The organism is Pseudomonas sp. MPB23 (assembly GCF_046605395.1).
Taxonomy (GTDB): domain Bacteria; phylum Pseudomonadota; class Gammaproteobacteria; order Pseudomonadales; family Pseudomonadaceae; genus Aquipseudomonas.
Window position 1 is genome coordinate 4,764,459 of the sequence record NZ_CP176771.1, and the last position, 24,451, is coordinate 4,788,909.

The following is a 24,451-nucleotide window of genomic DNA, read 5'->3' on the forward strand; positions in this document are numbered from 1 at the left end:
ACTCTCACAGGTTACCGCCCCCCCAAACACCGCTAGCCTTGGCCAGTCGCACCTCAATCGTCGACTGGCTGACCCCTTCACCATGCGCGAAAGGAATCGTCCATGAACCTGCAAAACAGCTCGAACAACTTACCGGCGCGCCTGCTCGGGCTCGTATACAGCGCTGGCTGCTACCTGATTTTCCTGGTCACGTTTTTATACCTGGTAGGCTTCGTGGCTGGCGTGACAGTGCCGAAGAACATCAACGACGGCCCACCCATCGACTGGCCACTGGCAGCGTTGATCAATGGTCTGCTGATCATTCTGTTCGGCATCCAGCACAGCGGCATGGCGCGTAAAAGCTTCAAGAGCAGGCTGGTCACCCTCATCCCCGCCGCAGCGGAACGCTCCACCTATGTGTTGTTCAGCAGCCTGGTACTCGCGTTGTTGTTCTGGCTGTGGCAACCCATGCCATACACGCTGTGGCGCGTTGAAGCGAGCTGGGCACGGGCCCTGTTGACGGGGCTGTTCTGCCTGGGCTGGGGCATCGTGTTGTTGGCGACGTTATTGATCAGCCACTTCGAACTCTTTGGGCTCAAGCAGGCCATTGATCGCTGGCGCGATAGGGCCCAACACGCACCAGTCTTCAAAACCCCGTGGTTCTACCAGGTCGTTCGTCACCCGCTGTACCTGGGGTTTCTGATCGCCTTTTGGGCAACGCCGCACATGACGGCGGGGCATCTGTTATTTGCGCTTGCGATGACGGTTTATGTCTTCATTGGCGCCGGTTTTGAAGAGAAGGATCTGGTGGCGTTGTTTGGTGAGCGGTATCGGCGGTATCAGCAGGAAGTGGGCATGATTCTGCCGTGGTCGAAGGCGCGCAAAAAAGGCCCTGAATAGGCTGACAACGCACGCGGTCATGAACGCTCTAGGAGCTTTCCCACAAGGCTTTCAGGTTGTCGCTCGGAACTTCGCTGACTAACCTCTCCACCGTCGCTGCCTATTCAGCGACCGGATTTGACCGTCCGAACACTCAACGACTCGCAACGCCCAACGCCTATTCCAGGCGTTTTTTTTGTGCCTGAGGTATCGTGTCGCGGCGGCTGTACGCGGGATACCTTCGGGTATGCCGGGTTCGTTGATAACCGGTCGGTCAACCCGCGTACAGCTGCCACCCCATTCGTTTGACCGCGATCAGTGGCAGCTCCATTTATCGACGGAGTTTCACCATGATTAAAGACGCCCCCAATCCCCCAGAATCACTCTTCACCGTACGCCCGAACCTGGGCACGGAAACCCTGCTGGTCAACGCCTCCCAGGACCTGGCCTCCATCACCGACATTGCCACCCACCTCGCCTTTGAAATCGACGGCGCCCAATGCAATGTGGCGCTGGATATCTGCCGCCTGCTCGAAGGCGTGCAACTGCTGGTGGAAAAGGCCCTGGATGAAACCCATCCCGCCGCGTAATGCCTGTGAAGATCGTTCCCCCACCCGCGGGAGCGATCTCAAAACACCGACCACCCAATCCGCTCACTCAACAATTCCAAAGCCTTCATCCCCGCCAGCGAATTCCCCGCAGCATTCAACTCCGGCGACCACACGCACACCGTGAACTGCCCCGGCACCACCGCAACGATCCCACCCCCTACCCCGCTCTTGCCCGGCAAGCCGACGCGATAGGCAAAATTGCCCGCCTCGTCGTACAGCCCGCTGGTGGCCATGATCGAGTTGACTTGCTTGGTCTGGCGCGCGGTCAAAATCTGCTCGCCGCTGTGGGCGCTCACGCCCCCGTTGGCCAGGAAGCTGAAGGCCCGGGCCAGATCCAGGCAGCTCATCTGCAACGCGCAGTAGTTGAAATAGCTGTGCAGCACGCCGTCGACGTCGTTGTGGAAATTGCCGAAGGATTTCATCAGGTAGGCCATGGCCGCGCTGCGCGAACCATGCTGGGCTTCGGACTCGGCAACGACGCTGTTGACCAGGATCTGCGGGTTGCCCGACAGCCGCCGCACGAAGTCGCGCATCGACAGGATCGGCACGGCAAAGCGTGACTGGTTGATGTCGCAGATCACCAGCGCGCCGGCGTTGATAAACGGATTGCGCGGGCGGCCGCGCTCGAATTCCAGTTGCACCAGGGAATTGAACGGCTGCCCCGACGGCTCATGGCCCAGGCGTTCCCAAAGGGTTTCGCCGCCGTGGTGGATGGCCTGCACCAGGCTGAACACCTTGGAAATACTCTGCACCGAGAACAGCGTATCGGCGTCGCCGGCGCAGTAGGAGGCGCCGTCGTTGCCGTACACGGCGATGCCGAGTTGGTTGGCGGGCACGTCGGCCAGCGCGGGAATGTAGTCCGCCACTTTGCCGAGGCCGATCAGTGGACGCACTTCCTCGAGAATCGACGAAAGCAGCGCCTGCATGTGTTGTCCTGTCATCGGTGTTTGAGTCAGTGGCCTGCGGGGCGCGGAGGATACCTCAAACGCGCGGGTCAATCGGCCACAAATACCGACAACGCGAACGCCGTCACTGGCGGCAACGGCTGCTCCCATTCGACGCGAAGCATGGCCTGCAACTTGCCGTCGACCACCTTCGGGGGATGTGCGTCAGCGAGTCGAGTTTGCCCAGGGGCTCGCCACACCAAGCCCACTGGCCACAGCAAGTCAGCTCACCACACCGTCAATCGCTCAACGCCCGCAACCCCAAATGCTCACGCAACGTCGACCCTTCATAGGCCTTGCGGAACACGCCCTTGCGCTGCAGAGGTGGAATCACGCTCTCGACAAATTCAGTGAACGAACCCGGCAGGTACGCCGGTGAAATCACAAAGCCGTCGCAACCGCCCTGCTCGAACAGTTCGGCCAGTTGGTCGGCACTCAGCGCGAACGGCGACAGGTGCAGGTGAATGGTGAAAATCGCCTCGGCCCAACGCGCCCCGAAGCGTCGACCGCGCCCGGACGAGCCGGCCTGGATCAGTGCCGGGTCGGCCAGCCCCCACGCTCGCGATCCAACTTCAGCGCGCCCTTGCCCCAACTGTTCCAGAGCTTGAGCGCGACTTCGACGAACTCGTCGGCGCGGTCGTGGCGCAGGTCGTGCTCCAGGTGGCGGGGTTATTGCCCAAGGCGGTGGATGCCAAGGACGTACAGACCTGGAAACCATGACCGCCGGCGATGGTCGTTAACGATGACGCGCGTCGCCAGGATGAACGCGGTGCCTGGGCGTTTTTCGCGGGCAAGCCGGCTCCTACGTCAGTGTTGCGTCACCCCCGTCCCAAACCGCCGGATCGCCAGGCAATAGCCGATCAAGGCGACCGCCGCCAGCAAGCCGCCCGCCGCGCCGATCCAGGCGAAGCCGAAGTGGCTGCCGACCCAACTGCCCATCAAGGCGCCGCCGCCAATGCCGATGTTGTAAATGCCGGAGAACATCGCCATGGCCACGTCGGTGGCGTCCGGGGCCAGCACCAGCACCTTGGATTGCATGGCCAGGCCGAAGCCCATGATCGCCATGCCCCAGACGATGCTCAGTATCACCAGGTAGGACTCGGCGCCGCTCAACGGCAGCAACAGCGCCAGGCACGCCGCCAGCAGGAACACCGCACCGACCACGAACAGGTGGGGGTTGAAGCGGTGCACCAGGCTGAACAGCAGCGAGCCGATGATGCCCGCGCCGCCGAACACCAGCAGGATCAAAGTGACCGTGCTGCCGCTCATGCCCGCCACGCCTTCGACGAACGGTTCAATGTAGCTGTAGGCAGTGAATTGCGCGGTCACTGTCATTGCAGTGAGCACGTACAGCGCCACCAGCGCCGGACGCTTGAACAGCAGTGGCAGACTGCGCAGCGAGCCGGAGTTCTGGCTCGGCAGCAGCGGCAAGGTGCGCGCCAGCCAGAACACCAGGGCGGCGGCGAACGCGCCGATCACCAAAAACGTGGTGCGCCAGCCCATGGCTTCGCCGAGCAGGCGCCCGAGGGGAATGCCCAAGACCATCGCAAGCGAGGTACCGGTGGCCAGCAGGCCGAGGGCTTGCACCTGCTTGCCCTCCGGCGCCAGACGCACTGCCAGGGATGCGGTGATCGACCAGAACAACGCATGGGACAAGGCGATGCCGACCCGGCTGAGCATCAGGATGCCGAAGCTGGTGGCGACGCTGGAGAGGATATGGCTGGCGATAAACAGGCCGAACAACACGATCAGCAATTTGCGCCGCTCGACGTTACGGGTCAGCAGCATCACCGGCAGCGAGGTCAGGGATACGATCCACGCATAGATGGTGAGCATCAGGCCGACGCTGGCGATGGGCATGTCGAAGCTGGCGCCGATGGCGCTGAGCAGCCCGACGGGCACGAATTCGGTGGTGTTGAACACAAACGCGGCCAGCGCCAGGGCGATGACCGGTTGCCAATTGGCTTGGGGGGTTACGGCTGAATGGCTCATTGACAGGTTGTCGTACTCGGTTTCCGCGCAGATCAAGCCGACCCAGTGCCGACCCTCGAGTTGCGCGGAAAAATAGTAGCACGACGCTTCAAGGATCGACCTGTCCCATCAGTTCCGGGATCGACTCCGGGCGGTTGGCATAGCGCTGCGCCAGGGCCGCACACACCATCAATTGAATCTGGTGAAACAACATCAAGGGCAGGATCAGCACACCCATGGTTGCCCCGGCGAACAGCACCTGAGCCATCGGCACACCGGTGGCCAGGCTTTTCTTCGAGCCGCAGAACAGGATGGTGATGCGGTCTTCCTGGTTGAAACCGCAGGCCTTGCCCAACACCGCGGACGCCACCAGCACCAGGCCGAGCAACACACAGCAGGCGACGACCAGACCGCCCAGCTCCCACAGCGGGATCTGGTGCCAGATGCCTTCATTGACCGCTTCGCTGAACGCGCCGTATACCACCAGCAGGATCGAGCCCTGGTCGACGAACTTCAGCCAGGACTTATTGCGGCCGACCCACTCGCCGATCCAACGGCGGGCGATCTGCCCGGCGATAAACGGCAGCAGCAGTTGCACGCTGATTTTCAGGATCGCATCCACGGTGGAACCGCCCTCGCCGTGCACATTGAGCAATAGCGTCACCAGCAACGGCGTGAGGAAAATCCCGAACAGGCTGGAAGCCGCCGCACTGCAGATCGCCGCCGGGATATTGCCGCGCGCCAGCGAAGTGAAGGCAATCGCCGATTGCACCGTGGCCGGCAGCGCGCAGAGGTAGAGCATGCCCATATACAGGTCTTTGCCGATCAGCGGCGACAACAGCGGCTTGAGCGCCAGCCCCAGCAGCGGGAACAGCACAAAAGTCAGGCTGAACACCAGCAGGTGCAAACGCCAGTGGCCGGCACCGGCGACGATAGCCTGGCGCGAGAGCTTGGCGCCATGCAGGAAAAACAGCAGCGCAATCGCCAGGTTGGTCAACCAGCCGAAGGCCACGGCAGTCTGGCCGCTGGCGGGCAGCAGGGAAGCGAGGATCACCGTGGCGATCAAGGTCAGGGTGAAGTTGTCGGGCAGAAAACGGGGGCGAGTCATAAGCAGATCATCCGGGGGGTTGCCAAGCGCGTCTGGGCGACTCTAACGTAACCACTTATTACCGACTAACGCCAATGAGCCAGTAAATGCCGCCTAAAGGACATGCCAACACCGTACGCCGCAGCATTCCCGGGCTGTCCAGCCTGCCACGGCCGGTGTATGGGCGCACCGAGTCGCTGCCCAACCGTGCGCTGACCCGCCGGCACAGCCACCCGTGGGTGCAATTGTCCTACGCGATTTCCGGGGTGCTGGAGATCCAGACCAGCGCCGGTCGCTTCGTCGCGCCGCCGCAGCGCGCGGTGTGGATTCCAGCGGGCATGCCGCATCGGGTGTACAGCTCGCCCCATACGGAAATGCGCAGCCTGTACCTGGATTGCAGCGTCACCGCGTGGGCGGCCGAGCATTGTCACGTATTGGAGGTGAGCAACTTGCTGCGCGAGTTGATCCGCCGCTTCAGCGAAGTGCCGGTGGAATATGCCGAGGACGGCCCGGATGGCAGGCTGGCCCAGGTGCTGCTGGACCAATTGGCCGCCGCGCCCCAGGTGGACCTGATGCTGCCATTACCGCTGGATGCGCGCCTGCGGCAGATCTATCGCAGTTTGAATGTGCACCCGGAGCAGCAGACGACGCTGGGGGATTGGAGCCGCAAACTCGCGGTCAGCGAGAAAACCCTCAGCCGCCTGTTTCTGAGCGACACCGGCCTGACCTTCCGCGCCTGGCGCCAGCGCCTGCGCCTGCTGAGCGCCCTGCCCGCCCTGGAGCAAGGCGAACGGGTCACGGACGTGGCGTTGAGCTGCGGATATGAATCCACCTCGGCGTTTATCAATGCGTTTCGCCAGCAGTTCGATGCCACACCCGGGGAGTTTTTCCGCTGACACCCGTAGAAGCCGGCTCCTACAGAGGGGGCGAGTATGGGATTCGGAGGGGCTATCAGCTACCGTTGCCGCCGTGGGCTTCTTCGAAGAAGTAGCCCTTCCAGCTCGCCGCTTTGTTTTTCAACACCCCCAACTCCTGCAATTTCTCGGCATAGATATAGGTACGCTGCGGCACGATGGTGAAGTCGATTTCCGGGTCCTGGACGATTTTCTCCACCAGGTCCAGCGGCAACTTCGACTGCTCGACGCGGATGTACGCCTTGGCGGCGGCGGGTTTGTCGGCCTTGATGATCTGCTCGGCTTCGGCCAGCGCGTCGTAGAACGCCTTGTAGGTCTTGGGGTTTTCGTCGTGGAATTTCTGCGTGGTATAGAGCACGTTGAACGTGGCCTGGCCACCGAGGATGTCGTAGGAACTGAGCACCTTGTGCACGTTGGGATTCAACAGTTCCTGGTACTGGAACGGCGGGCTGGAGAAGTGCGCGTTGATCTCCGAACCGCCGGCAATCAAAGCTGCCGTGGCGTCTGGGTGGGCCAGGCTGATGGAGATGTCGTCGAATTTCTTGTAGTTGGCGTCGCCGAACTGCTTGGCGGTTTCGATCTGCAAGGTGCGCGACTGGAAGCCCACGCCGGCGGCCGGCACGGCGATGCGGTCTTTTTCGGTGAAGTCCTTGAGGGTCTTCACGTTGGGGTTGTTGGTCAGCAGGTAGTTGGGCATCGAGCCCAGGGAGGCGATGGCCTTGACGTTCTGCTTGCCCTGGGTGCGGTCCCACAGGGTGAGCATCGGCGGCACGCCGGCCGAGACCACGTCCAGGGCGCCGGCCAGCAGCGATTCGTTCATGGCGGTGGCGCCTGAGATGCTGTTCCACTCCACCTGGATAGCCAGGCCCTGTTGTTTGCCGTGTTTTTCGATCAGGTGCTGGTCGCGCACCACGTCGAGGATCAGGTAGCCGATACCGAATTGCTGGGCGATGCTGATCGTGCCTTCGGCCTGGGCGCCAAGGCTGGTCAAGGCTGTCGCAGCCGCCAGCAGGGTCAGAGAGGATCGCTTGAAAGTCATGGGGATCTGCCGCGTTTTTAAGAAGATGATGGAGCCTAGCTACGATTTTTAAGACTGGAAAAGAATATCGGGATCTATTGTTATGCAAATAATCCCCAAATCGGCGTGTGGCTGGTATTGTGCCGCGCTTTGTAAAACAGCCACACACTGCGAGGAAATGGACGTTGAACACTGACGAAAAAATGACCGGGGACCTGTTCGAGGTGGATAAGCGCCTGTCACTCAAACCCGTGGTGGACTTCAACGCCTACCTGCGCAGTGCCTTCGGCGACGGCGCGTGCACCTGCGTCCGCTGCACCACCCGTGGCGGGGATGAAGCCGGTTTTGAGTTCCAGCACACCTTCAGCTTCGACGGCAAACCTGCCCACCGCCGCTTTGCGTCCACGACGGGCAGCGATGTGTTGATGGCACTGAAGAAGGCCTGGTTGTCCTACACCAAGGCCGAGCTGCCGCCCAGTGGTGCGCTGGCGCTGGACACGGTGAAGGAATTTGTCGAACCGCAGTTGCACAAGCGCCTGGTGCCGCTGTTTCTGGGCAGTGGGTTGGTCAAGGATGTGGAGGGCGACCTGCACCTCCAGCCGCAAGCGAGCGCCTGACCGCGGTCTGACAGGTGAGGTGGATGGGGCGAGCCGCCCATAAGCGGTGACGCCGTGCTAGCCTGCTCTGCGCGCGTCCACCACAAGGAACCCCAATGGCCGAGCCAAGCAAAAAAATGAGCCTGCTGGGCCTCACCACGCTGGTGGCGATCAACATGATGGGCTCGGGGATCGTGATGTTGCCCGCCAGCATGGCGCAGTTGGGCGCGATTTCGTTGCTGTCGTGGGGGGTCACGGCAATCGGTTCGATGGCGATTGCCTATGGCTTTGCCCAATGCGGGCTGTTCTGCACGCGCAGCGGCGGCATGTCGGCGTACACCGAAGAGGCCCACGGTAAGTCCGGGTTCTTCATGTGCTCGTTTCTGTATTTCCTCTCGCTGATCATCGCCAATGTGGCGATCGCCATTTCGGCGGTGGGTTACCTGTCGGCGTTTATTCCGTGGCTGGGCAGTGGGCCGCTGCCTTTGTTCGTCGGCAGCCTGGGGTTGATCTGGTTGACCGCCGCGGCCAACTTCGGCGGCCCGCGCATCACTGGGCGCATCGGTGTGGTGACGGTGTGGGGCGTGATCATTCCGGTCGCGGGGCTGTGTGTGATCGGCTGGTTCTCTTTCAAACCCGAGGTGTTCAGCGCGGCCTGGAACCCTCACGATCGGCACCTGTGGGACGCCATCAGCGCGAGTATTCCGCTGACGCTGTGGGCGTTTCTCGGCATGGAGACGGCCGCCCAGGGCTATGACGCCGTCGAGAACCCCACGCGCACCGTGCCCCTGGCGTGCCTGCTCGGTACCCTGAGCGTGGCCGTGGTGTATGTGCTGTCGACGGCGGTGATTCAGGGCATCGTCCCCCATGCCGAATTGGCCGCGTCCTCGGCGCCATTTGCGCTGGCCTACACGCAGATGTTCAGCCCTGCGGTCGGCAAGGTGATCATGGCGCTGGCCGTGGTGGCCTGCATCGGCTCGCTGCTGGGCTGGCAATTCACCCTGGCGCAGACGGCCAAGATGTCGGCCGACCAGCGTCTGTTCCCGCGATTTTTCAGCCGGGTCAGCCAGGCGAATGCGCCGATACTGGGGCTGCTGGCGTGTGCGACGCTGCAGAGCCTGATTGCCCTGTCGACCATCTCGCCCACGGCCAGCGCACAGTTCAGCAAGCTGGTGAACCTGGCGGTGGTGACCAACCTGGTGCCCTACGTGACCGCCCTCACCGGCTTGCTGGTGATGATGGACAAGGCCCATGCCAGCCCGTCGGTGCAGGCGCGCAATACGCTGGTGGTGCTGGTGGCGGTGGGGTATTCGCTGTATGCGATTTATGCCTGCGGCGAAGAGGCGGTATTTGGCGCGATGCTGGTGCTGGCGTTCGGGTACTTGCTCTATGGCTTCCTGGCCAGGCGCTTTGTCGCAGCCCCGCAAAATCCCCGGTAGGAGCGAGCTTGCTCGCGAAGATCGTCAACGATAATGCAGCGCTTCAGCGAGTCCGCGTTGCCTGGGTGTTTTTCGCGAGCAAGCTTGCTCCTACAGAGGGGGCAAAGCAAAACGGCACGCTGGGTGCCGTTTTGTCGTTCATGCCCGGATGGGGTTATTGACGTGCTGCCTCCCACTGCTTGAGCAGATCGCTGTAGCCCACGGTTTCGCCTTTGGGTTTCTCGTTGGCCAGTTTCGGCTTCGGTGCGCCCGGTTGGTCGAACCAGTATTGCGCGTCACGCTCGGGGTTCATTTTCGGGCCGCATACCGGTTGCACTTTGGAGCGCTCCAGGCGCGTCATGATCGCGTCCTGTTCCTTGGCCAGGTTGTCGAGGGCCTGTTGCGGGGTTTTCTCGCCGCTGGCTGCTGCGGCGATGTTGCTCCACCACAGTTGCGCCAGGCGAGGATAGTCCGGCACGTTGGTGCCGGTTGGGGTCCATTCCACCCGCGCCGGGCTGCGGTAGAACTCCACCAGACCACCGAGTTTCGGCGCCAGGTCGGTCATGGCCTGGGAGTTGATGTCGGACTCGCGAATCGGCGTCAGGCCGACGATGGTTTTCTTCAGCGACACGGTTTTCGAGGTCACGAACTGCGCGTACAGCCAGGCTGCGAGTTTTTGTTTCTCCGGCGTCGATTTGAGGAAGGTCCAGGAACCCACGTCCTGATACCCCTTCTTCATGCCCTTTTCCCAATACGGCCCGACCGGCGACGGCGCCATGCGCCATTTCGGCGTGCCATCGGCGTTCACCACCGGCAGGCCCGGCTTAGTCATGTCGGCGGTGAAGGCGGTGTACCAGAAGATCTGCTGGGCGATATTGCCCTGGGACGGCACCGGGCCGGATTCGGAGAAGGTCATGCCTGCCGCTTCCGGTGGCGCGTAGGCTTTCATCCAGTCCACGTATTTTTGCGTGGCGAACACGGCGGCCGGGCCGTTGGTGTCGCCGCCACGGGTCACGCTGGAGCCCACCGGGTGGCAGTCCTCGACACGAATGCCCCACTCGTCCACCGGCAAACCATTGGGCAGGCCTTTGTCGCCGCCGCCGGCCATGGAAAACCAGGCGTCGGTGAAACGCCAACCCAGGGACGGGTCTTTCTTGCCGTAGTCCATGTGCCCATAGATGCGCTTGCCGTCGATTTCCTTGACGTCTTCGCTGAAGAACTTGGCGATGTCCTCATAGGCCGACCAGTTCACCGGCACGCCGAGGTCGTAGCCGTATTTTTCCTTGAACTTGGCTTTGAGCTCCGGACGCTCGAACCAGTCGGCGCGGAACCAGTAGAGGTTGGCGAACTGCTGGTCGGGCAACTGGTAGATCTTGCCGTCCGGCGCGGTGGTGAAGGAGATGCCGATGAAGTCCTTGATGTCCAGAGTCGGCGAGGTGAAGGCCTTGCCTTCGTTGGCCATCAGGTCGGTGATGGATTCGGTCTTGCCATAGCGAAAGTGCGTACCGATCAAGTCGGAATCGTTGACCCAGCCATCATAGATATTCTTGTCGGACTGCATCTGGGTCTGCAGCTTTTCCACCACATCACCTTCCTGCAACAGGTCGTGGGTCAGCTTGATCCCGGTGATTTCACTGAAGGCCTTGGCCAGCACCTTGGATTCATACTCGTGGGTGGTGAGGGTTTCCGACACCACGTTGATCTTCATCCCACGGAACGGTTCGGCGGCCTTGATAAACCACTTGAGTTCCTCGAGCTGCTGGTCAGCGGTGAGGGTCGACGGTTTGAACTCGCTGCCGATCCATTTTTTCGCCGCCTCTTCATACGCATCGGCCCAGGCCGTGGCGCTCAAACCACTGAGGGCCAATACGGCGGCCAATGAAATGCTATGTCGCAGCTTATTGTTTTTATCGAACATAGAGACCTCCTGGTTGATTTCAAAAGGGACTACAAACGCCACACCCCCCTGTAGGAGCGAGCTTGCTCGCGCCTACAGGGGCCATGCCTAGCCCCAACGCATCACACACAACAGCCATACAAGGGAGAGCGCGGACGCCACCCAGATGCTCCAGTCGGTTACGCCAATCACCAGCAGGTGCAGGTAGGCGCTTCCGAGAAGACCGATAAACAAACGATCACCACGGGTGGTACTGATCGGCAGAAACCCGCGCCGGGGGATGCTCGGCGCGCGCAGTTCCCAGGTGGTCATGCCCGCCAGAATCAGGGCAATGCCGCCAAAGAACAGCGCAGTGGGGGTGGTCCAGGCCATCCATTCCATCATCGACTCCTCTAGACCCGGCCGAGGGCAAAGCCCTTGGCCACGTGGTTGCGCACAAACCAGATCACCAGCATGCCCGGCAGGATGGTCAACACCCCCGCCGCCGCCAACACGCCCCAATCAATGCCCGACGCCGACACCGTGCGCGTCATCACCGCCGCGATGGGCTTGGCGTTGACCGAGGTCAGCGTGCGTGCCAGCAACAGCTCGACCCAGGAAAACATGAAGCAGAAAAACGCGGTAACGCCGATGCCGGAGCCGATCAGCGGGATAAAAATCTTCACGAAGAACTTGGGAAACGAGTAGCCGTCGATGTAGGCGGTTTCGTCGATTTCCTTGGGCACGCCGGACATGAAACCTTCCAGAATCCACACCGCCAACGGCACGTTGAACAGGCAGTGGGCCAGGGCCACGGCGATGTGTGTATCGAACAGGCCGATGGACGAATACAACTGGAAGAACGGCAGCAGAAACACCGCCGGTGGCGCCATGCGGTTGGTCAGCAGCCAGAAGAACAAATGCTTGTCGCCGAGGAAGCGGTAGCGCGAAAACGCATACGCCGCCGGCAGCGCCACACTCAGGGATATCACCGTGTTCAGGCTGACGTAGTACAGCGAGTTGAGGTAACCGGTGTACCAACTCGGGTCGGTAAAGATCACCTTGTAGTTGGCCAGGGTGAAATCCTGCGGAAACAGGGTCAGCCCGCCGAGGATTTCGGTGTTGCTCTTGAAGGACATGTTCAGCAGCCAGTAGATCGGCACCAGCAGGAACAGGATGTAGATCAGCAGCGGTATGACTTTGCGCTTGCTCATGTCGGCGGCCCTAGCGGTTGGCGTCGGAATGGGTCATGGCGGTGTAGAAGAGCCAGGACACCAACAGGATGATCAGGAAGTACACCAGGGAAAACGCCGCCGCCGGGCCCAGGTCGAATTGGCCTACCGCCATCTGGGTCAGCGTCTGACTGAGGAAGGTGGTGGCGTTACCCGGTCCACCGCCAGTCAGTACGAAGGGCTCGGTGTAGATCATGAAACTGTCCATGAAGCGCAGCATCACCGCGATCAGCAGCACGCTTTTCATCTTGGGCAACTGGATATGTCGGAATACCGCCCAGGCCGAAGCCCGATCAATCCGCGCCGCCTGGTAGTACACGTCTGGAATGGCGCGCAACCCCGAGTAGCACAGCAGCGCCACCAGGGACGTCCAGTGCCACACGTCCATCACCAGCACGGTGACCCAGGCGTCCATGGTGTTGGCCGCGTAGTTGTAGCTGATGCCCATGGCATTGAGGCTGTAGCCGAGCAAGCCGATATCGGCGCGGCCGAAGATCTGCCAGATGGTGCCCACCACGTTCCACGGGATCAGCAACGGAATGGCGAGGACGATCAACACCAGCGACGACCAGCGGCCCTTGGTCGGCATGGTCAGCGCGATGGCAATGCCCAGTGGGATTTCGATCAGCAGCACGCAGGCCGAATAGATGAACTGGCGCAGCAGCGAGTCGTGCAGGCGTGGGTCGAGCAGCACCTGCTTGTACCAGTCGGCGCCGACAAAGTAGCGGCTGGATTGGTCGAAGATGTCCTGCACGGAGTAGTTGACCACGGTCATCATCGGGATCACCGCACTGAACGCCACCAGTAGGAACACCGGCAACACCAGCCACCAGGCCTTGTTGTTCTGCACCTTGTTCATGGCTGGACCTCCAGCAGGTAATCGTCGGCATACACCATCAGCCATTGCGCGGGAAAACTCAGGGAGGCCTTGCCATCGGGCACCGGCTTGTCTTCGGCCAGGCGTATTTTCAGCGGCACGCCGTCCAGCCTCAGGGTCAGGATCTTGTAGGTGCCGAGGTCTTCGACATGTGTGACGTCGGCCTGCAGGGCGTCAGGGTTGTACTCGTCCCACACGTGGATGAATTCCGGGCGGATACCCACCTGCAGTGTCTGGTAGTCGGTATGGGCAATGCGTCGCTGCAGCGCTTCGGACAAGGGCAGATGGGTGCCGGCAAAGCGCACCCCGCCCGCCTCGGCCTGCACCTGGATCAGATTCATCCCCGGGCTGCCGATGAAATAGCCGACAAAGGTATGGCTCGGCCGCTCGAACAGGTCGCGGGGCGTGCCGAACTGCACGATCTGCCCGCCGTACATCACCGCGATCTTGTCGGCGAAGGTCGAGGCTTCCAACTGATCGTGGGTGACGTAGACCATGGTGATATTGAACTGCTCGTGGATCTGCTTGAGCTTGCGCCGCAGCTTCCATTTGAGGTGCGGGTCGATCACCGTCAGCGGCTCGTCGAACAGGATCGCCGACACGTCGTCGCGCACCAGGCCACGGCCCATGGAGACTTTCTGTTTTTCGTCGGCGGTGAGGTTGCGCGCCTTTTTGCTCAGCAGGTTTTGCAGGTCGAGGACTTCGGCGATTTCCTGCACCTTGCTGTGAATCTTCGCCTCGGCCATGCCCTGGTTTCGCAACGGAAAGGCCAGGTTGTCGAACACCGTCATGGTGTCGTACACCACCGGGAACTGGAACACCTGGGCGATATTGCGTTTTTCCGGGGTCAGCTCGTTGACCACTTTATGGTCGAACAGCACTTGGCCTTCGGACGGGCTGAGCAGGCCGGAGATGATATTGAGCAGGGTCGACTTGCCGCAGCCCGAAGGCCCGAGCAAGGCGTAGGCACCGCCCTGCTCCCACACGTGGTTCATTTCCCGAATGGCGTAGTCCTCAGGGCCGTTCGGCGAAGGACTGTAGCTGTGCGCCAGGTTCTGCAAATGGATCTCGGCCATCAGGCAACCCTCGCGACACGGCGCCCGGGGGCCTGGACCAAACGGTCCTGACCATCGAACACAAACAGTTTATGGGTGGGGATATACACGCGGATCGGCGCGTCGACGTCGTACTCGTGCACCCCCGGCAGGTGCAGCACCAGCAGGAAGTGTTCGCTGCGCACATGCAGGAAGGTTTCCGAGCCGCTGATCTCGGCGACTTCCACGGTCACCGCCAGCTCCAGGTCATCGTCGTTGCTTGGCACCAGGCTGATATGGCTGGGGCGCACACCAAAGCGGAACTCACCGTCGCCGATGGGACGCAGGTCAACATTGAGTGGGAAATGCACAAAATTGGCGAAGCTCACTTCGTTGCCGCTGATACGCCCCGGCATCAGGTTGATCGGCGGTTCGGAAAACAACTCGGCGGCCAATACGCTCTGCGGCTGGTGATAGACCTCGGCCGCCTTACCGCTCTGGATCACCCGGCCTTCGTGGAGGATGGTGGTGGTGCCGCCCAGGGCCAGGGCTTCGTTGGGTTCGGTGGTGGCGTAGATGGCGATGGTGTGCCGCGCGGCGAACAGCTCGCGCATTTCCTGACGCAGCTCTTCGCGCAGTTTGTAGTCCAGGTTCACCAAGGGCTCATCGAACAGGATCAGCTCGGCGTCTTTCACCAGGGCCCGGGCCATGGCCGTGCGTTGCTGCTGGCCACCGGACAACTCCAGCGGGTGGCGCTGGAGGAATTTTTCGATGCGCAGCATCTTCGCGGTTTCCAGCACCTTGCTGTGGATCAGCTCACTGGCCACACCGGCCTGGCGCAACGGCGAGGCGATGTTCTCGAACACGGTCATGGTCGGGTAGTTGATGAACTGCTGATACACCATCGACACGTTGCGCAGGCGCACCGGTTTTTGCGTGACATCCACGCCGTTCATCAGGATGCGGCCGCTGTCGGGCTTGTCCAGGCCGGCCATCAGACGCATCAGGCTGGTCTTGCCGGAAAGCGTACGGCCGAGCAATACGTTGAAGGAACCGGCTTCAAAACGCAGGTTGGCATCGTCGATCCAAGTCTGACCATCAACAACGCGGGAGACATGTTCCAGGGTCAATGACATGACACGCCCTTTTTATTATTGGAATGAATCTGCCCGCTCGTCAGAGCGAGTTTCGTGCCAAAAATGGCAGGTGTTTGATTCACAAGGAAATGGGCGCCGGGGCATGTTCAGGAGTGAACAGAAATGAACAGTCTGGGCTGAACAACTGAACAATTTGGCGGTTGACAATGAACAGTTATGAACAACACTCAATAGGCTTCACCCCCCTGTAGGGGGCGTGCATCCATAAGAACAATAAAAACCGGAAGCCCATTCCCATGGCCGAACCCTTGGCGCACGACACCCTTATCCAGGAATCCTGGCGCCGTTGCCGCGCCTTCGGCCTGGACCACCAGAGCACGCCCAGCTTCGACCAACTGCCCGCCGAGGGCATCAGCCAACTGCTGGAAAGCCAGCATTCCCTGGTACAGACCACCCATCAGGAGGTGCTGCCCTACTACGAAAACATCCTGAGCAATTCCAACTGCCTGATCATGCTGGCCGACAACCAGGGCCAGGTGTTGACCAGTTGGGGCACCCAGCGCTTTATCGAGCCCACGCTGGCCCGGGGTTTCAGCGCCGGTGCCAGTTGGAGGGAGCGTTCCAGCGGCACCAATGCCATCGGCACCGCATTGGCCTGTGCCCAGGCGGTGCATATCGAACATGACGAACACTTTCTCAAGGCCAACCGTTTCATGACCGGTTCGGCGGCGCCGATCTTCGATGCCCAGCGCGAAATCATCGCGGTGCTGGACGTGTCCAGCGACAGCTACCTGCCGCCCTCCCACACCCTGGGCATGGTCAAGATGATGAGCCAGACCGTGGAGAACCGGCTGATCCTCAACCTGTTTCGCGGCGAACATTTCCAACTGACCTTCAACACCGGCCTGAGCAACCTCGACAGCCAATGGGCAGGCCTGCTGATCTTTGATGAAAGCGGCCAGGTGCTCTCGGCCAACCGCCGCGCCGACAACCTGCTGGGCATCAGTTTGTCGCGGGTGATGATCGACAGTTTGTTCAAGGTGTCGCTGCTGGAGCTGCTCAATCAGCCGGAGGGCCTGCCCTTTTCGCTGCAGGCGGCGGGACGCAATCGGTTCCAGTGCCTGCTCAAGCGGCCCAAGCAGATGCCGGTGCAGGCGCGGGTGTTCAGCGCGCCCGTGGCGCCAAAGCCGGCCGCGATTGGCCTGCAGACCCTGCACTTCGGCGATGCTCGCGTGGAAAAAGCCGTGCGCCAGGCCGAGCGTCTGCTGGAAAAGGACATTCCGCTGCTGATCCACGGCGAAACCGGTGTGGGCAAAGAGGTGTTCGTCAAAGCCCTGCACCAGGCCAGTTCCCGCAGCCAGCAGGCGTTTATCGCGGTGAACTGTGCGGCGATTCCCGCTGAGCTGGTGGAATCGGAACTGTTCGGCTACGAAAAAGGCGCGTTCACCGGCGCCAACCAGAAAGGCAGCATCGGCCTGATCCGCAAGGCGGACAAGGGCACGCTGTTTCTCGATGAAATCGGCGATATGCCGCTGCCGACCCAGGCGCGACTGTTGCGTGTATTGCAGGAGCGTTGTGTGCAGCCGGTGGGCAGCAGCGAGGTGTTCCCGGTGGATCTGCGCATCATCTCGGCCACCAACCGCGCGTTGCGCGAGCAGGTGCAGGCCGGGCGCTTTCGTGAGGATTTGTACTACCGCATCGGCGGCCTGACCCTGGAGCTGCCGCCCCTGCGCGAGCGCAGTGACAAGCAGGCGCTGTTCCAGCATCTGTGGCAGCAACACCGCGAACCGACCCAATGGGCCGGGCTCAGCGCCGAGGTGCTGAGGCTGTTCGAGCAGCATCCGTGGCCGGGCAATTTGCGCCAGGTGAGCAGCGTGCTCCAGGTGGCGCTGGCAATGGCCGAGGAGCAACCGATCCGCCCGGAGCATCTGCCGGATGATTTCTTTGTCGATTTGAACCTGGCGCCGCCGCCCGCCGGTGAGGACCTGGACGACAGCGTCGACCTGGGCCAGCGCTTGAAGGCCGTCGGCGGGAATATTTCCCACCTGGCGCGGGAACTGGGGGTGAGCCGCAATACCCTGTACAAGCGTCTGCGCCAGAACGACGCCTAGAGAGGCTCAGCTCCGGCCGGTCGTGGGCCTTCCCGTAGCGAGCAAGCCCCGCGCTTCAGCGCCAGCTCCATGACACGCCGGTGTAGACGCCTCGGCCGTCCGCCGGGGTGGAACGGGCGACATCCAGGCCCTTGTCGTCGTAGCCCGGCGTGACGGTGTTGGCGTAGCGCCGGTTGGTCAGGTTGCGCAGGTCAACCCAGGCCTGCCAGTCCTGCTTCGGCGCGTCGTAGCCGAAGGTCGCGCCGAAAATGGTGTAGGCCGCGGCGTAGTAGGAATTGGCGTAGTCCACCGCGACGCGCGAGGAATGCTCGGTGTTGAGGCTGGTGTAGAAACCCGTCGGGTGGCTGTAGCGCACTTGCGCCTGGTAGTAGTGCTTGGGGATGCCCGGCAAGGTGTTGTCGCCGAAGCGATCGTCGTCGCGGTAGTGGAAGTCGCTGAAGGTGTAGGCCTGGCGCATATCGAGCTTACCGCTGCGACCGCCGTCCCACAGCGGGCTGAGCAGGCTCAGTTCCACGCCCTGGTGCACGGTGGGGCTGGCGTTGGACTCGGCGACGATGGCGTTGCTGGTCTGGGTCTGGGCCTGGGTTTCCACGGTGAGCAGTTCGTGACGCACTTCGGAGCGGTACAGCGCCAGGTCCCACTGGCCGAACACGGCCTCGCCCCGGCCGCCGATTTCGAGGGTGGTGGCGGTCTGGTTTTTCAGGCTCACGCCTTCACGGGCCAAGCCCTTGGCCGCACCGCTGGCGAAATACTTGTTGGAACCCCAGATCATCGACCACGCATGCGGCGGCTCGACCGAGCGGCTCAGGTTGCCATACACCTGCAGTTGCGGGCTGAACTCATAACGCAGGCCGATGCGCGGCGCGTAGTCCCAATCGTGCTGGCTCAGTGGCGCCTGGCCCTCGGGGTAGGTGACCTGGGTTTCGCGGCGCGTGTAGATGGCCGCCAGGCCAGTGGTCAGCCACAAGTCCGGGACCAGTTCCAGGTCGTTGCCGATATGCAGCACGGTGTCAGAGCCCAGGTAGCTGTAGTCGCGGGTCTTGGTGCCGGGAGCGTAGGTAGCCGTGTTGCCGGCCGGTGTGCGCACGTATTCCGACGCGCCGTTGTTGGGCATCGCCTGGGTGGTGCGCAGACCGACCGTGGTGGTGCTGTCGTGGCCGAACAGCGTGTCCTGGCGAATGTAATTCAGGGTACCGCTGATGTCGGTGTAGGCGACTTTCAGGCGGTTGGTGCCTTCGCGCAGGTCCATCGGGTAATCGTGATAGGCCAGGCCGACTTCGAGGCGCGAGCTGTCGTCCAACTGCAGGGTGGTCTTGTTGGCAATCCACGTCGACCCCGGTTGCAGGCGTTTGGAGTCGCGGGCGGCGTTGAGGCTGTTGGCAGCGCGCGGGTCGTGGCTGATCTGCGCACGGGTGAGTTTGCCGGGGGTGTCGTTGGTGGTTTCGCGGTAGCGGAAATAGAAGCGGGTTTCCAGCTCCGGGCTGAAACGGTAGCCGAAGTTGGCGGCAACGCCTTTGCCGGTGGCGGCGCTCTGGTGCTGATAGCCGTCGGACGCCGAGTCGGTGAGGCTGATGTAGTAGTCGGCATCCCCCAGCACCTGGCCCGAACTGATCTCGCGCTGAGCGTAGCCGCGGCTGCCCGCCTCATAGCGCACTTGCAGTTTGGGCGCGTCGTAGCCGGTGCGCGTGACATAGTTGACCGCGCCGCCCAAGGCCAGCGCACCGCGATCAAAGCCGTTGGCGCCGCGCAACACCTCGACGCGACTTTGCCACAACGGATCCTTGAGTTCGTAAGGCGTGCCGCCGGGGCCGGTCAGCGGCAAGCCGTCGAGTGTTTCGTATAAACCGGAGGCATGGGCGCCCGGGCTGCGGTTCAGGCCCGAACCGCGAATGGACAGCTTCACCCCTTCGTTATTCGCCGCTTTGGCGTACACCCCGGCCTGGTACTTGAACACATCCTCGTTGGTGCTCACCCGCCCCTGCTGCACGCTGTTCATGTCGATGTAATTGGTGGCGCCGGGCACGCTCTTGAGCTGCGCCTGAGCCGCCTCGCCGGCACTGGCTTCGCTGCCGGTGACCTCGACCGGGGCCAATTGCAGGTCTTCGGCGTGCACCAGCGAGCTTAAGGTCAGAGCGGCGAACAGGAACGGAGGGCGGCGCAGCAGCATGGGGGCAAATCCTTGGAGTTCGGGGGCGTGCAAGGCCGGGCCAGGCACGCGAACAGTGATGGGAAGGCGGGGACGTCCTTCAGGTCACGCCTTATTGACACGGCGGACAGCAAGGCGATGGCGTTCCTGCTGATCACTTATCCTGAGCGCTTGGATGGATGCAAAAAAAACGATCTAACGGACAGCCCTAGCGAGCGGACGCTTCCAGCGTTCGCATCAACTCTTCCGCGTCTGACCCGAGGGGAAATCTGAACCCGTGCATTTCATCAGTGGCGAGGATTTCATCCAGGGTGCCGAGCAACTGCGCTTCTGTCGGTGAATTGCGCAGCAGCTTGTGCGCAGGCAGTAACAACTCGGCAGCAACACCCTGGATACTCGCGGCATCAATCACGGAAAAAAGGATAAAGCGCAGGCGTATTTCGCGGTCGGTCGGCCAAACCGTTTTTCGCTTACCCAAGGGAGAGCCTCATTTTTTTCGGAAAAATCCGAGGCTATTGCGCACAGCAGGGCGTTTCAAGCATCGGAAAGCAAGATAGGCCGTTTCCTACATTTGTTACGGAAATAGCGCACCAAACCCACAGCACCGAAGGTTTGAGAAACGTCCTACAGTTGCAAGGGAAGTGAATCGGTAGATGTTTTCCGGGGTTGGTATCCAATGACCCAGTCGCCGTGAAATCTATCGAAGGCATCGACCATGAGTCCTCTTTTTCCCAACCCGCTGTTTACCAACCCGCCCAAGCCGCCGGGGCCACCGACCTTGTTCGACGGCCTGTCGATGGCCCTGCTGATCATTGGCGTTTTCTGGCTGTTGATCGGCGACGGCTGAGCCAAGAAGCCCTTTACTGCACCGGCAGGAAATTCATCAACAACAAGCTCTGCGCGTAATTGACGCCAATGCGCCGGTAGCGCTCATCGAGCATTTGGGTCAACAGATCCAGGCGCGCAACAATCTTGCCGAACTCCACGGCAAAACTGAGGTTGCTGCCCTCCTCCGAGATCTCGTTGGAGAACAGCAGCAGCACGCCGTTCGCATCCTGGCGCTGGCTGAGCAACCAGGTGGCCTTCTCGATATTGCGCGCGGCGTTGCTGACGAATTGCGGGTTGATCGAATCGGTGATGTAGAACTCGGTACGCCCGCCGTGGGCGGTCACGAGCATGCTGCCGATGGCGTAGATAAACGCGCCGACCCGGTCGCCTTTGAACTCGGGGCTCAAGGAGTAACTCAGGGCCGCCAGGTCATGTCGATCGCCAAGGGCAGGCAGTGATCGGCGCTGCTCGATCGCCTGGCGAATCTCCCGCGCAGCGCTCACCGCATCCGGATAACCCGACTGTCGCCACTGGTTGGGATTGCGCAGGTAGAGCTTGTTCATCAACAAATACAGGCTTTGCAGATTGTCACGCATGCCCAGGGTCGCCATGCGATCGACACTGGTCTGGAAGAACTCATCGGGCTTGCCGTTGCTGAACTGCTTGGCGATATCCCGGCCCTGCTGCTGGGTGCAACCGCCCACACAAAGCGATAGCACCGCCGCCAGCAACAGCGGCCGGCGCATTCGTCGAATATTGAATGAAAGTAACGTGCGAGCCATCGGCACCCGATCTGGTTCTTGTGCCCGAGCGGTGATCGACGGGGCTGAGACAGAGATAGATCGAAGAAATCAAAAAAAGTGCGCAGGCGGTGGGCAGATTGTTGTAACCAACGCCGCTGGGCGGTTGGGACCGCTCAAGCGTGAAAAGTTCGTTTCTGTATCTATACTCAACGCACAGTTGCGAGTGTGACTGGCGATCCAAGGGGGATCTACATTGCCCACTGCACTCTTACCAGCAGCTGGACAGGAGGGTATCCGCAATGAAACACCCCATTCGAGCTCAAGTGGTTGTGCAAATTATTTGCCTGATATCGGTGGCTCAGCTGTTTTTCTGAGCACCGCGTGACGGCTTCCTGATTTAAGCTGCGATTGCGGCGTGGGAAGGTATTGCCTTTCATCCGCCTCGATGTAGCGCCCTTAATCAAGCAGCTTGCAGGGCAACCCCCCTCGCAATGACCCATCAATCCAATCAGCCTAGGGAACTCCCTGACTGTTCAAGTGACAATCCCCAAGCCCGCACCGCAATTATTGCAGCCGTCGACTTGGCGAGAGGCTAAGCAGCGGAACTTGGACAAAATTTAACCTTTGATAGCAATAGCAAGAAAAATCCCTAATCGTCTGCTAAGTACCCGGCTTCGTTTGAAGCCGGGTACGAACATACTGACAGTGAGTCGACAACGAGCACGGAGCTTCAGACCCAGGCAGAGGCGCATATCATGTCAGCATTCACCGACAAGCTTGAGTACATGCACAATCAGGACATACAAGCACTTTTTGAATTCGCCGGTCACTTATTTCCTGGAAGAATAGCAGTCGTCGCAGAAGATTACGTGCTGGTTGAGATTGAGCATAATGAAAAGAAAGTGCTTTTACATAAGCATATAAACGCGGTTGGCTTCATCACCGGCACTGGTCTTGTACGTTAACTTGACCAGTGCCCCGTATACCAGGATCACTCACCCGATCGGCATTCTGCCATGCCGTTCTTTTTTCATTGCCTTGCCCGCAAACGAAAACGCCCTGCGCACGGCAAGGCGTGAATGAGGGATCAGTCAGATGAGGCTTGAGGGACCGGCGCCTCATCGACGCTGATGCAGTGCTCGATATCCGTTATTTTCTGGAGAGCCTGCTCAGCAGTCGCGTACGCGCCAAACATTCGTCCCTGGTAAAAGACAACCCATGCAAATTGAATGTCCGCCTTACCGCAAGCCTTTACCACCAACGTCTTGAATCTTTCCGCCAAGTCGTCTACATGCATCTGTGCCATGCCACGTAACACCATGACGCTCTCCCTGTGTGCAGTCCGAGACCCTGTTTACTGGTCTCAAACAATGTGAGCGCAATAAAAAACCGACTTAGTCGGGATAGCCCCCCCGCCCCCGCCGCCCCTCAATGAGAGGGATGGAGGGTAGATTGACGAGTAGCGGCGCAATGATACCAGAGCTGGCCGTGCATTCATCGTCATCGCTTGGGCGTGCAAATAAAAAAAGCCCTGCACCAGGCAGGGCTCAACGTATCGTCATCTAGTGGATAAGTAGCTCATTGTACCGACCGCTTAATCTTTTGCTGCGGTCTATATAGTTGTATCCCGCATTTGTAACACGCTGGATAAATATATCCGGTGCTTCTCCCTGAACATTGACGCACCCCAAATCGACCAGCAACTCGATATGGCCATTCACGACCACCAGAGACCAGTGATCGCATTGCTCAACGGAAAAGTGGTCGCGAATATCCTTTGCCGATATATTCAATCGCCACTCTTCAGAATCCATGATGCACACTTCCAAGATTTTTACTAACAGCTTCTGATCTCGTTCCACATCACGCTCCATAGGAAAAAAAGTGCCTATACGAGATCGTACGCCGGAGCACAAATAAAAAACTCGATGTGATCACCGGGCGTAAGAATGGAAAATGTCTATGGCACTGAAGGGATAGCCCGACAACTCGGTTAATTGTCGTTCCAAACACACACCCTATCGACAAAATCCACCAAGTCTTTATGCCGAGCTGGCGAACTCAGGCCGGTAAATCGATATCAAAGAATCGGACTGTCATGGTTACCGCGAGGGCGACCCAGGATATGTTTGAGCACAGCGCTCTGTGAGTCATCCATCCGATGCTCTGAAATACGTTGCACGGGCTCCCGCGCGAACTATCCGTCGGTTTTCAAACACGCTGTCCAGCCGCAAGCAATGACAACGTCTCAGGAACACCTCAAGCCCGAGGGGCGAAATAAACATACAGCACTGCCCCATCGCAAATGTTCAAAATAAGATAATGCATCATGTTGTATAGTTACCGACCAACCCGCTTTACAGCCTTCGGTGATCCATGTCTTACCCTCTCGACGCTATCACCCACACCTATTTGGGCAGCAATGTTTACGCTCAACTGCGCAATGCGTTAATCACCGGTGGGCTCAAGCCAGATGACCGACTGCGTATCCGAGACCTGGCCAGTCAGCTTGGGACGAGCGTCACACCGGTACGTGACGCCATCCTGCAACTGGCAAAAGAGAAAGCGCTGGTACTGAAAACGCCTAAAGACATCCGGGTGCCCGTACTCGACAGCGACGCCTATCTTGAAATCCGTACGCTGCGGCTGAATCTCGAAGGTCTGGGCGCCGAAACTGCGGCGCGACTCGCGACGTCAAGCGATCTGGCGCTCATCGATGCAAACATCCAACGCAACCTTGAGGCCATCAATAACAATGACCTCCCTGAAGCCCTGCGCCTGAACAGTGAGTTTCACTTTTTAGTCGCCGAGGCTGCGCGCATGCCTTTGCTTCGCAGCTACCTGGATAGCCTGTGGATGCGCGCAGGTCCGTTGATCGCTCAGGCATACGTGCACTTTTCCCTGACCATGGCCATCGAACACCATGTGGAGGTGCTCAATGCGTTGCGACGTCAGGACGCGGCGGCGGCTAAACATGCCATCCAGACTGACATTCTTGATGGCAATCAGAAAATGCTGGAGTTCATCGCAGTCAGTCAGGAAGCCGCCTCTTAGCGGCAGTTTTCCCTGAATGGCTATTGACAGTGATGA

25 protein-coding genes and 1 pseudogene are annotated in these 24,451 nt (G+C 60.5%); 10 read left to right on the top strand and 16 right to left on the bottom strand.

The genetic code is table 11. The features are described from left to right. Positions 1 to 102 precede the first annotated feature (102 nt). Positions 103 to 879 (top strand): methanethiol S-methyltransferase, encoded by a 777-nt coding sequence (gene mddA, locus ACLH0J_RS21415; RefSeq protein ID WP_411388918.1) that lies wholly within the window; start codon positions 103 to 105, stop codon positions 877 to 879. Positions 880 to 1,208: 329 nt separating this feature from the next. Next, complete coding sequence (locus tag ACLH0J_RS21420; protein ID WP_411388919.1) at positions 1,209 to 1,448, top strand: DUF6124 family protein; 240 nt, start codon at positions 1,209 to 1,211, stop codon at positions 1,446 to 1,448. Between the two features lie 38 nt (positions 1,449 to 1,486). On the opposite strand, the gene glsB is transcribed toward ACLH0J_RS21420, so the two are convergent. The 4 genes and pseudogenes from glsB to ACLH0J_RS21440 all read right to left on the bottom strand — a co-directional run bounded on the left by glsB (position 1,487) and on the right by ACLH0J_RS21440 (position 5,492). Next, complete coding sequence (glsB, locus tag ACLH0J_RS21425) at positions 1,487 to 2,395, bottom strand: glutaminase B (protein WP_321144082.1); 909 nt, start codon at positions 2,393 to 2,395, stop codon at positions 1,487 to 1,489. A 256-nt stretch (positions 2,396 to 2,651) separates the two neighbouring features. After that, positions 2,652 to 3,079: pseudogene (locus tag ACLH0J_RS21430) on the bottom strand (hypothetical protein); the annotation flags it as partial. A gap of 141 nt (positions 3,080 to 3,220) precedes the next feature. Continuing rightward, positions 3,221 to 4,405 (bottom strand): sugar transporter, encoded by a 1,185-nt coding sequence (locus ACLH0J_RS21435; RefSeq protein ID WP_411388920.1) that lies wholly within the window; start codon positions 4,403 to 4,405, stop codon positions 3,221 to 3,223. Between the two features lie 88 nt (positions 4,406 to 4,493). Beyond that, a complete protein-coding gene (locus ACLH0J_RS21440; protein ID WP_411388921.1) occupies positions 4,494 to 5,492 on the bottom strand; it encodes a bile acid:sodium symporter family protein in 999 nt (332 codons plus the stop codon). Between the two features lie 86 nt (positions 5,493 to 5,578). Between ACLH0J_RS21440 and ACLH0J_RS21445 the strand changes: the two genes are divergently transcribed. Further along, on the top strand, positions 5,579 to 6,367 hold the full coding sequence (locus tag ACLH0J_RS21445) for an AraC family transcriptional regulator (protein WP_411388922.1): 789 nt from the start codon (positions 5,579 to 5,581) through the stop codon (positions 6,365 to 6,367). Between the two features lie 55 nt (positions 6,368 to 6,422). On the opposite strand, the gene ACLH0J_RS21450 is transcribed toward ACLH0J_RS21445, so the two are convergent. Continuing rightward, positions 6,423 to 7,424 carry an ABC transporter substrate-binding protein gene (locus ACLH0J_RS21450; RefSeq protein ID WP_411388923.1) on the bottom strand — a complete coding sequence of 334 codons (1,002 nt, stop codon included), beginning with the start codon at positions 7,422 to 7,424 and terminating at the stop codon, positions 6,423 to 6,425. A gap of 164 nt (positions 7,425 to 7,588) precedes the next feature. Here ACLH0J_RS21450 and ACLH0J_RS21455 point away from each other — a divergent pair, with 164 nt between their 5' ends. The 3 genes from ACLH0J_RS21455 (at position 7,589) to ACLH0J_RS21465 (ending at position 9,599) form a co-directional block, all read left to right on the top strand. Continuing rightward, a complete protein-coding gene (locus tag ACLH0J_RS21455) occupies positions 7,589 to 8,020 on the top strand; it encodes a hypothetical protein (RefSeq protein WP_411388924.1) in 432 nt (143 codons plus the stop codon). Positions 8,021 to 8,115: 95 nt separating this feature from the next. Beyond that, the gene (gene potE, locus ACLH0J_RS21460; RefSeq protein WP_411388925.1) at positions 8,116 to 9,438 is read left to right on the top strand and encodes a putrescine-ornithine antiporter; all 1,323 of its coding nucleotides are present in this window, start codon (positions 8,116 to 8,118) and stop codon (positions 9,436 to 9,438) included. An 8-nt stretch (positions 9,439 to 9,446) separates the two neighbouring features. Next, positions 9,447 to 9,599 (top strand): hypothetical protein, encoded by a 153-nt coding sequence (locus ACLH0J_RS21465; protein WP_411388926.1) that lies wholly within the window; start codon positions 9,447 to 9,449, stop codon positions 9,597 to 9,599. Here the strand turns inward: ACLH0J_RS21465 and ACLH0J_RS21470 are convergent. The 6 genes from ACLH0J_RS21470 to ACLH0J_RS21495 all read right to left on the bottom strand — a co-directional run bounded on the left by ACLH0J_RS21470 (position 9,593) and on the right by ACLH0J_RS21495 (position 15,572). Beyond that, on the bottom strand, positions 9,593 to 11,335 hold the full coding sequence (locus ACLH0J_RS21470; RefSeq protein ID WP_411388927.1) for an ABC transporter substrate-binding protein: 1,743 nt from the start codon (positions 11,333 to 11,335) through the stop codon (positions 9,593 to 9,595). The genes ACLH0J_RS21465 and ACLH0J_RS21470 overlap by 7 nt on opposite strands. An 87-nt stretch (positions 11,336 to 11,422) precedes the next feature. After that, a complete protein-coding gene (locus ACLH0J_RS21475; RefSeq protein WP_010567825.1) occupies positions 11,423 to 11,695 on the bottom strand; it encodes a DUF2160 domain-containing protein in 273 nt (90 codons plus the stop codon). 11 nt (positions 11,696 to 11,706) lie between these two features. Continuing rightward, positions 11,707 to 12,507: a carbohydrate ABC transporter permease gene (locus ACLH0J_RS21480; RefSeq protein ID WP_003174634.1), complete on the bottom strand. Its 801-nt coding sequence runs from the start codon at positions 12,505 to 12,507 to the stop codon at positions 11,707 to 11,709. A 10-nt stretch (positions 12,508 to 12,517) separates the two neighbouring features. Continuing rightward, entirely contained in the window at positions 12,518 to 13,384 is an 867-nt protein-coding gene (locus ACLH0J_RS21485) for a carbohydrate ABC transporter permease (RefSeq protein ID WP_124363238.1), read from the bottom strand. Beyond that, entirely contained in the window at positions 13,381 to 14,478 is a 1,098-nt protein-coding gene (locus ACLH0J_RS21490) for an ABC transporter ATP-binding protein (RefSeq protein WP_411388928.1), read from the bottom strand. Before ACLH0J_RS21490 ends, ACLH0J_RS21485 begins: the two co-directional genes overlap by 4 nt. Further along, positions 14,478 to 15,572, bottom strand: coding sequence for an ABC transporter ATP-binding protein (locus tag ACLH0J_RS21495; protein ID WP_411388929.1), 1,095 nt, complete (start codon positions 15,570 to 15,572; stop codon positions 14,478 to 14,480). Before ACLH0J_RS21495 ends, ACLH0J_RS21490 begins: the two co-directional genes overlap by 1 nt. A gap of 257 nt (positions 15,573 to 15,829) precedes the next feature. On the opposite strand from ACLH0J_RS21495, the gene ACLH0J_RS21500 reads away from it, so the two are divergent. Then, positions 15,830 to 17,644: a sigma-54-dependent Fis family transcriptional regulator gene (locus tag ACLH0J_RS21500; RefSeq protein WP_411388930.1), complete on the top strand. Its 1,815-nt coding sequence runs from the start codon at positions 15,830 to 15,832 to the stop codon at positions 17,642 to 17,644. A gap of 55 nt (positions 17,645 to 17,699) precedes the next feature. On the opposite strand, the gene ACLH0J_RS21505 is transcribed toward ACLH0J_RS21500, so the two are convergent. Together ACLH0J_RS21505 and ACLH0J_RS21510 are read right to left on the bottom strand one after the other, a co-directional pair. Continuing rightward, the gene (locus ACLH0J_RS21505) at positions 17,700 to 19,811 is read right to left on the bottom strand and encodes a TonB-dependent receptor family protein (RefSeq protein ID WP_411388931.1); all 2,112 of its coding nucleotides are present in this window, start codon (positions 19,809 to 19,811) and stop codon (positions 17,700 to 17,702) included. A 187-nt stretch (positions 19,812 to 19,998) separates the two neighbouring features. Continuing rightward, positions 19,999 to 20,268 carry a hypothetical protein gene (locus ACLH0J_RS21510; protein ID WP_411388932.1) on the bottom strand — a complete coding sequence of 90 codons (270 nt, stop codon included), beginning with the start codon at positions 20,266 to 20,268 and terminating at the stop codon, positions 19,999 to 20,001. Positions 20,269 to 20,505: 237 nt separating this feature from the next. On the opposite strand from ACLH0J_RS21510, the gene ACLH0J_RS21515 reads away from it, so the two are divergent. Further along, positions 20,506 to 20,637 carry a hypothetical protein gene (locus ACLH0J_RS21515; RefSeq protein WP_411388933.1) on the top strand — a complete coding sequence of 44 codons (132 nt, stop codon included), beginning with the start codon at positions 20,506 to 20,508 and terminating at the stop codon, positions 20,635 to 20,637. Between the two features lie 13 nt (positions 20,638 to 20,650). Here the strand turns inward: ACLH0J_RS21515 and ACLH0J_RS21520 are convergent, their stop codons facing one another. Further along, positions 20,651 to 21,364 (bottom strand): hypothetical protein, encoded by a 714-nt coding sequence (locus tag ACLH0J_RS21520; RefSeq protein WP_411392872.1) that lies wholly within the window; start codon positions 21,362 to 21,364, stop codon positions 20,651 to 20,653. 752 nt (positions 21,365 to 22,116) lie between these two features. Here ACLH0J_RS21520 and ACLH0J_RS21525 point away from each other — a divergent pair. Further along, positions 22,117 to 22,326, top strand: coding sequence for a hypothetical protein (locus ACLH0J_RS21525; protein WP_411388934.1), 210 nt, complete (start codon positions 22,117 to 22,119; stop codon positions 22,324 to 22,326). Positions 22,327 to 22,448: 122 nt separating this feature from the next. On the opposite strand, the gene ACLH0J_RS21530 is transcribed toward ACLH0J_RS21525, so the two are convergent. Then, positions 22,449 to 22,682: a hypothetical protein gene (locus ACLH0J_RS21530; protein WP_411388935.1), complete on the bottom strand. Its 234-nt coding sequence runs from the start codon at positions 22,680 to 22,682 to the stop codon at positions 22,449 to 22,451. 241 nt (positions 22,683 to 22,923) lie between these two features. Then, positions 22,924 to 23,223: a hypothetical protein gene (locus ACLH0J_RS21535; protein ID WP_411388936.1), complete on the bottom strand. Its 300-nt coding sequence runs from the start codon at positions 23,221 to 23,223 to the stop codon at positions 22,924 to 22,926. Positions 23,224 to 23,737: 514 nt separating this feature from the next. Here ACLH0J_RS21535 and ACLH0J_RS21540 point away from each other — a divergent pair. Next, positions 23,738 to 24,415: a GntR family transcriptional regulator gene (locus ACLH0J_RS21540; RefSeq protein WP_411388937.1), complete on the top strand. Its 678-nt coding sequence runs from the start codon at positions 23,738 to 23,740 to the stop codon at positions 24,413 to 24,415. The last annotated feature ends 36 nt before the right edge of the window (positions 24,416 to 24,451 follow it).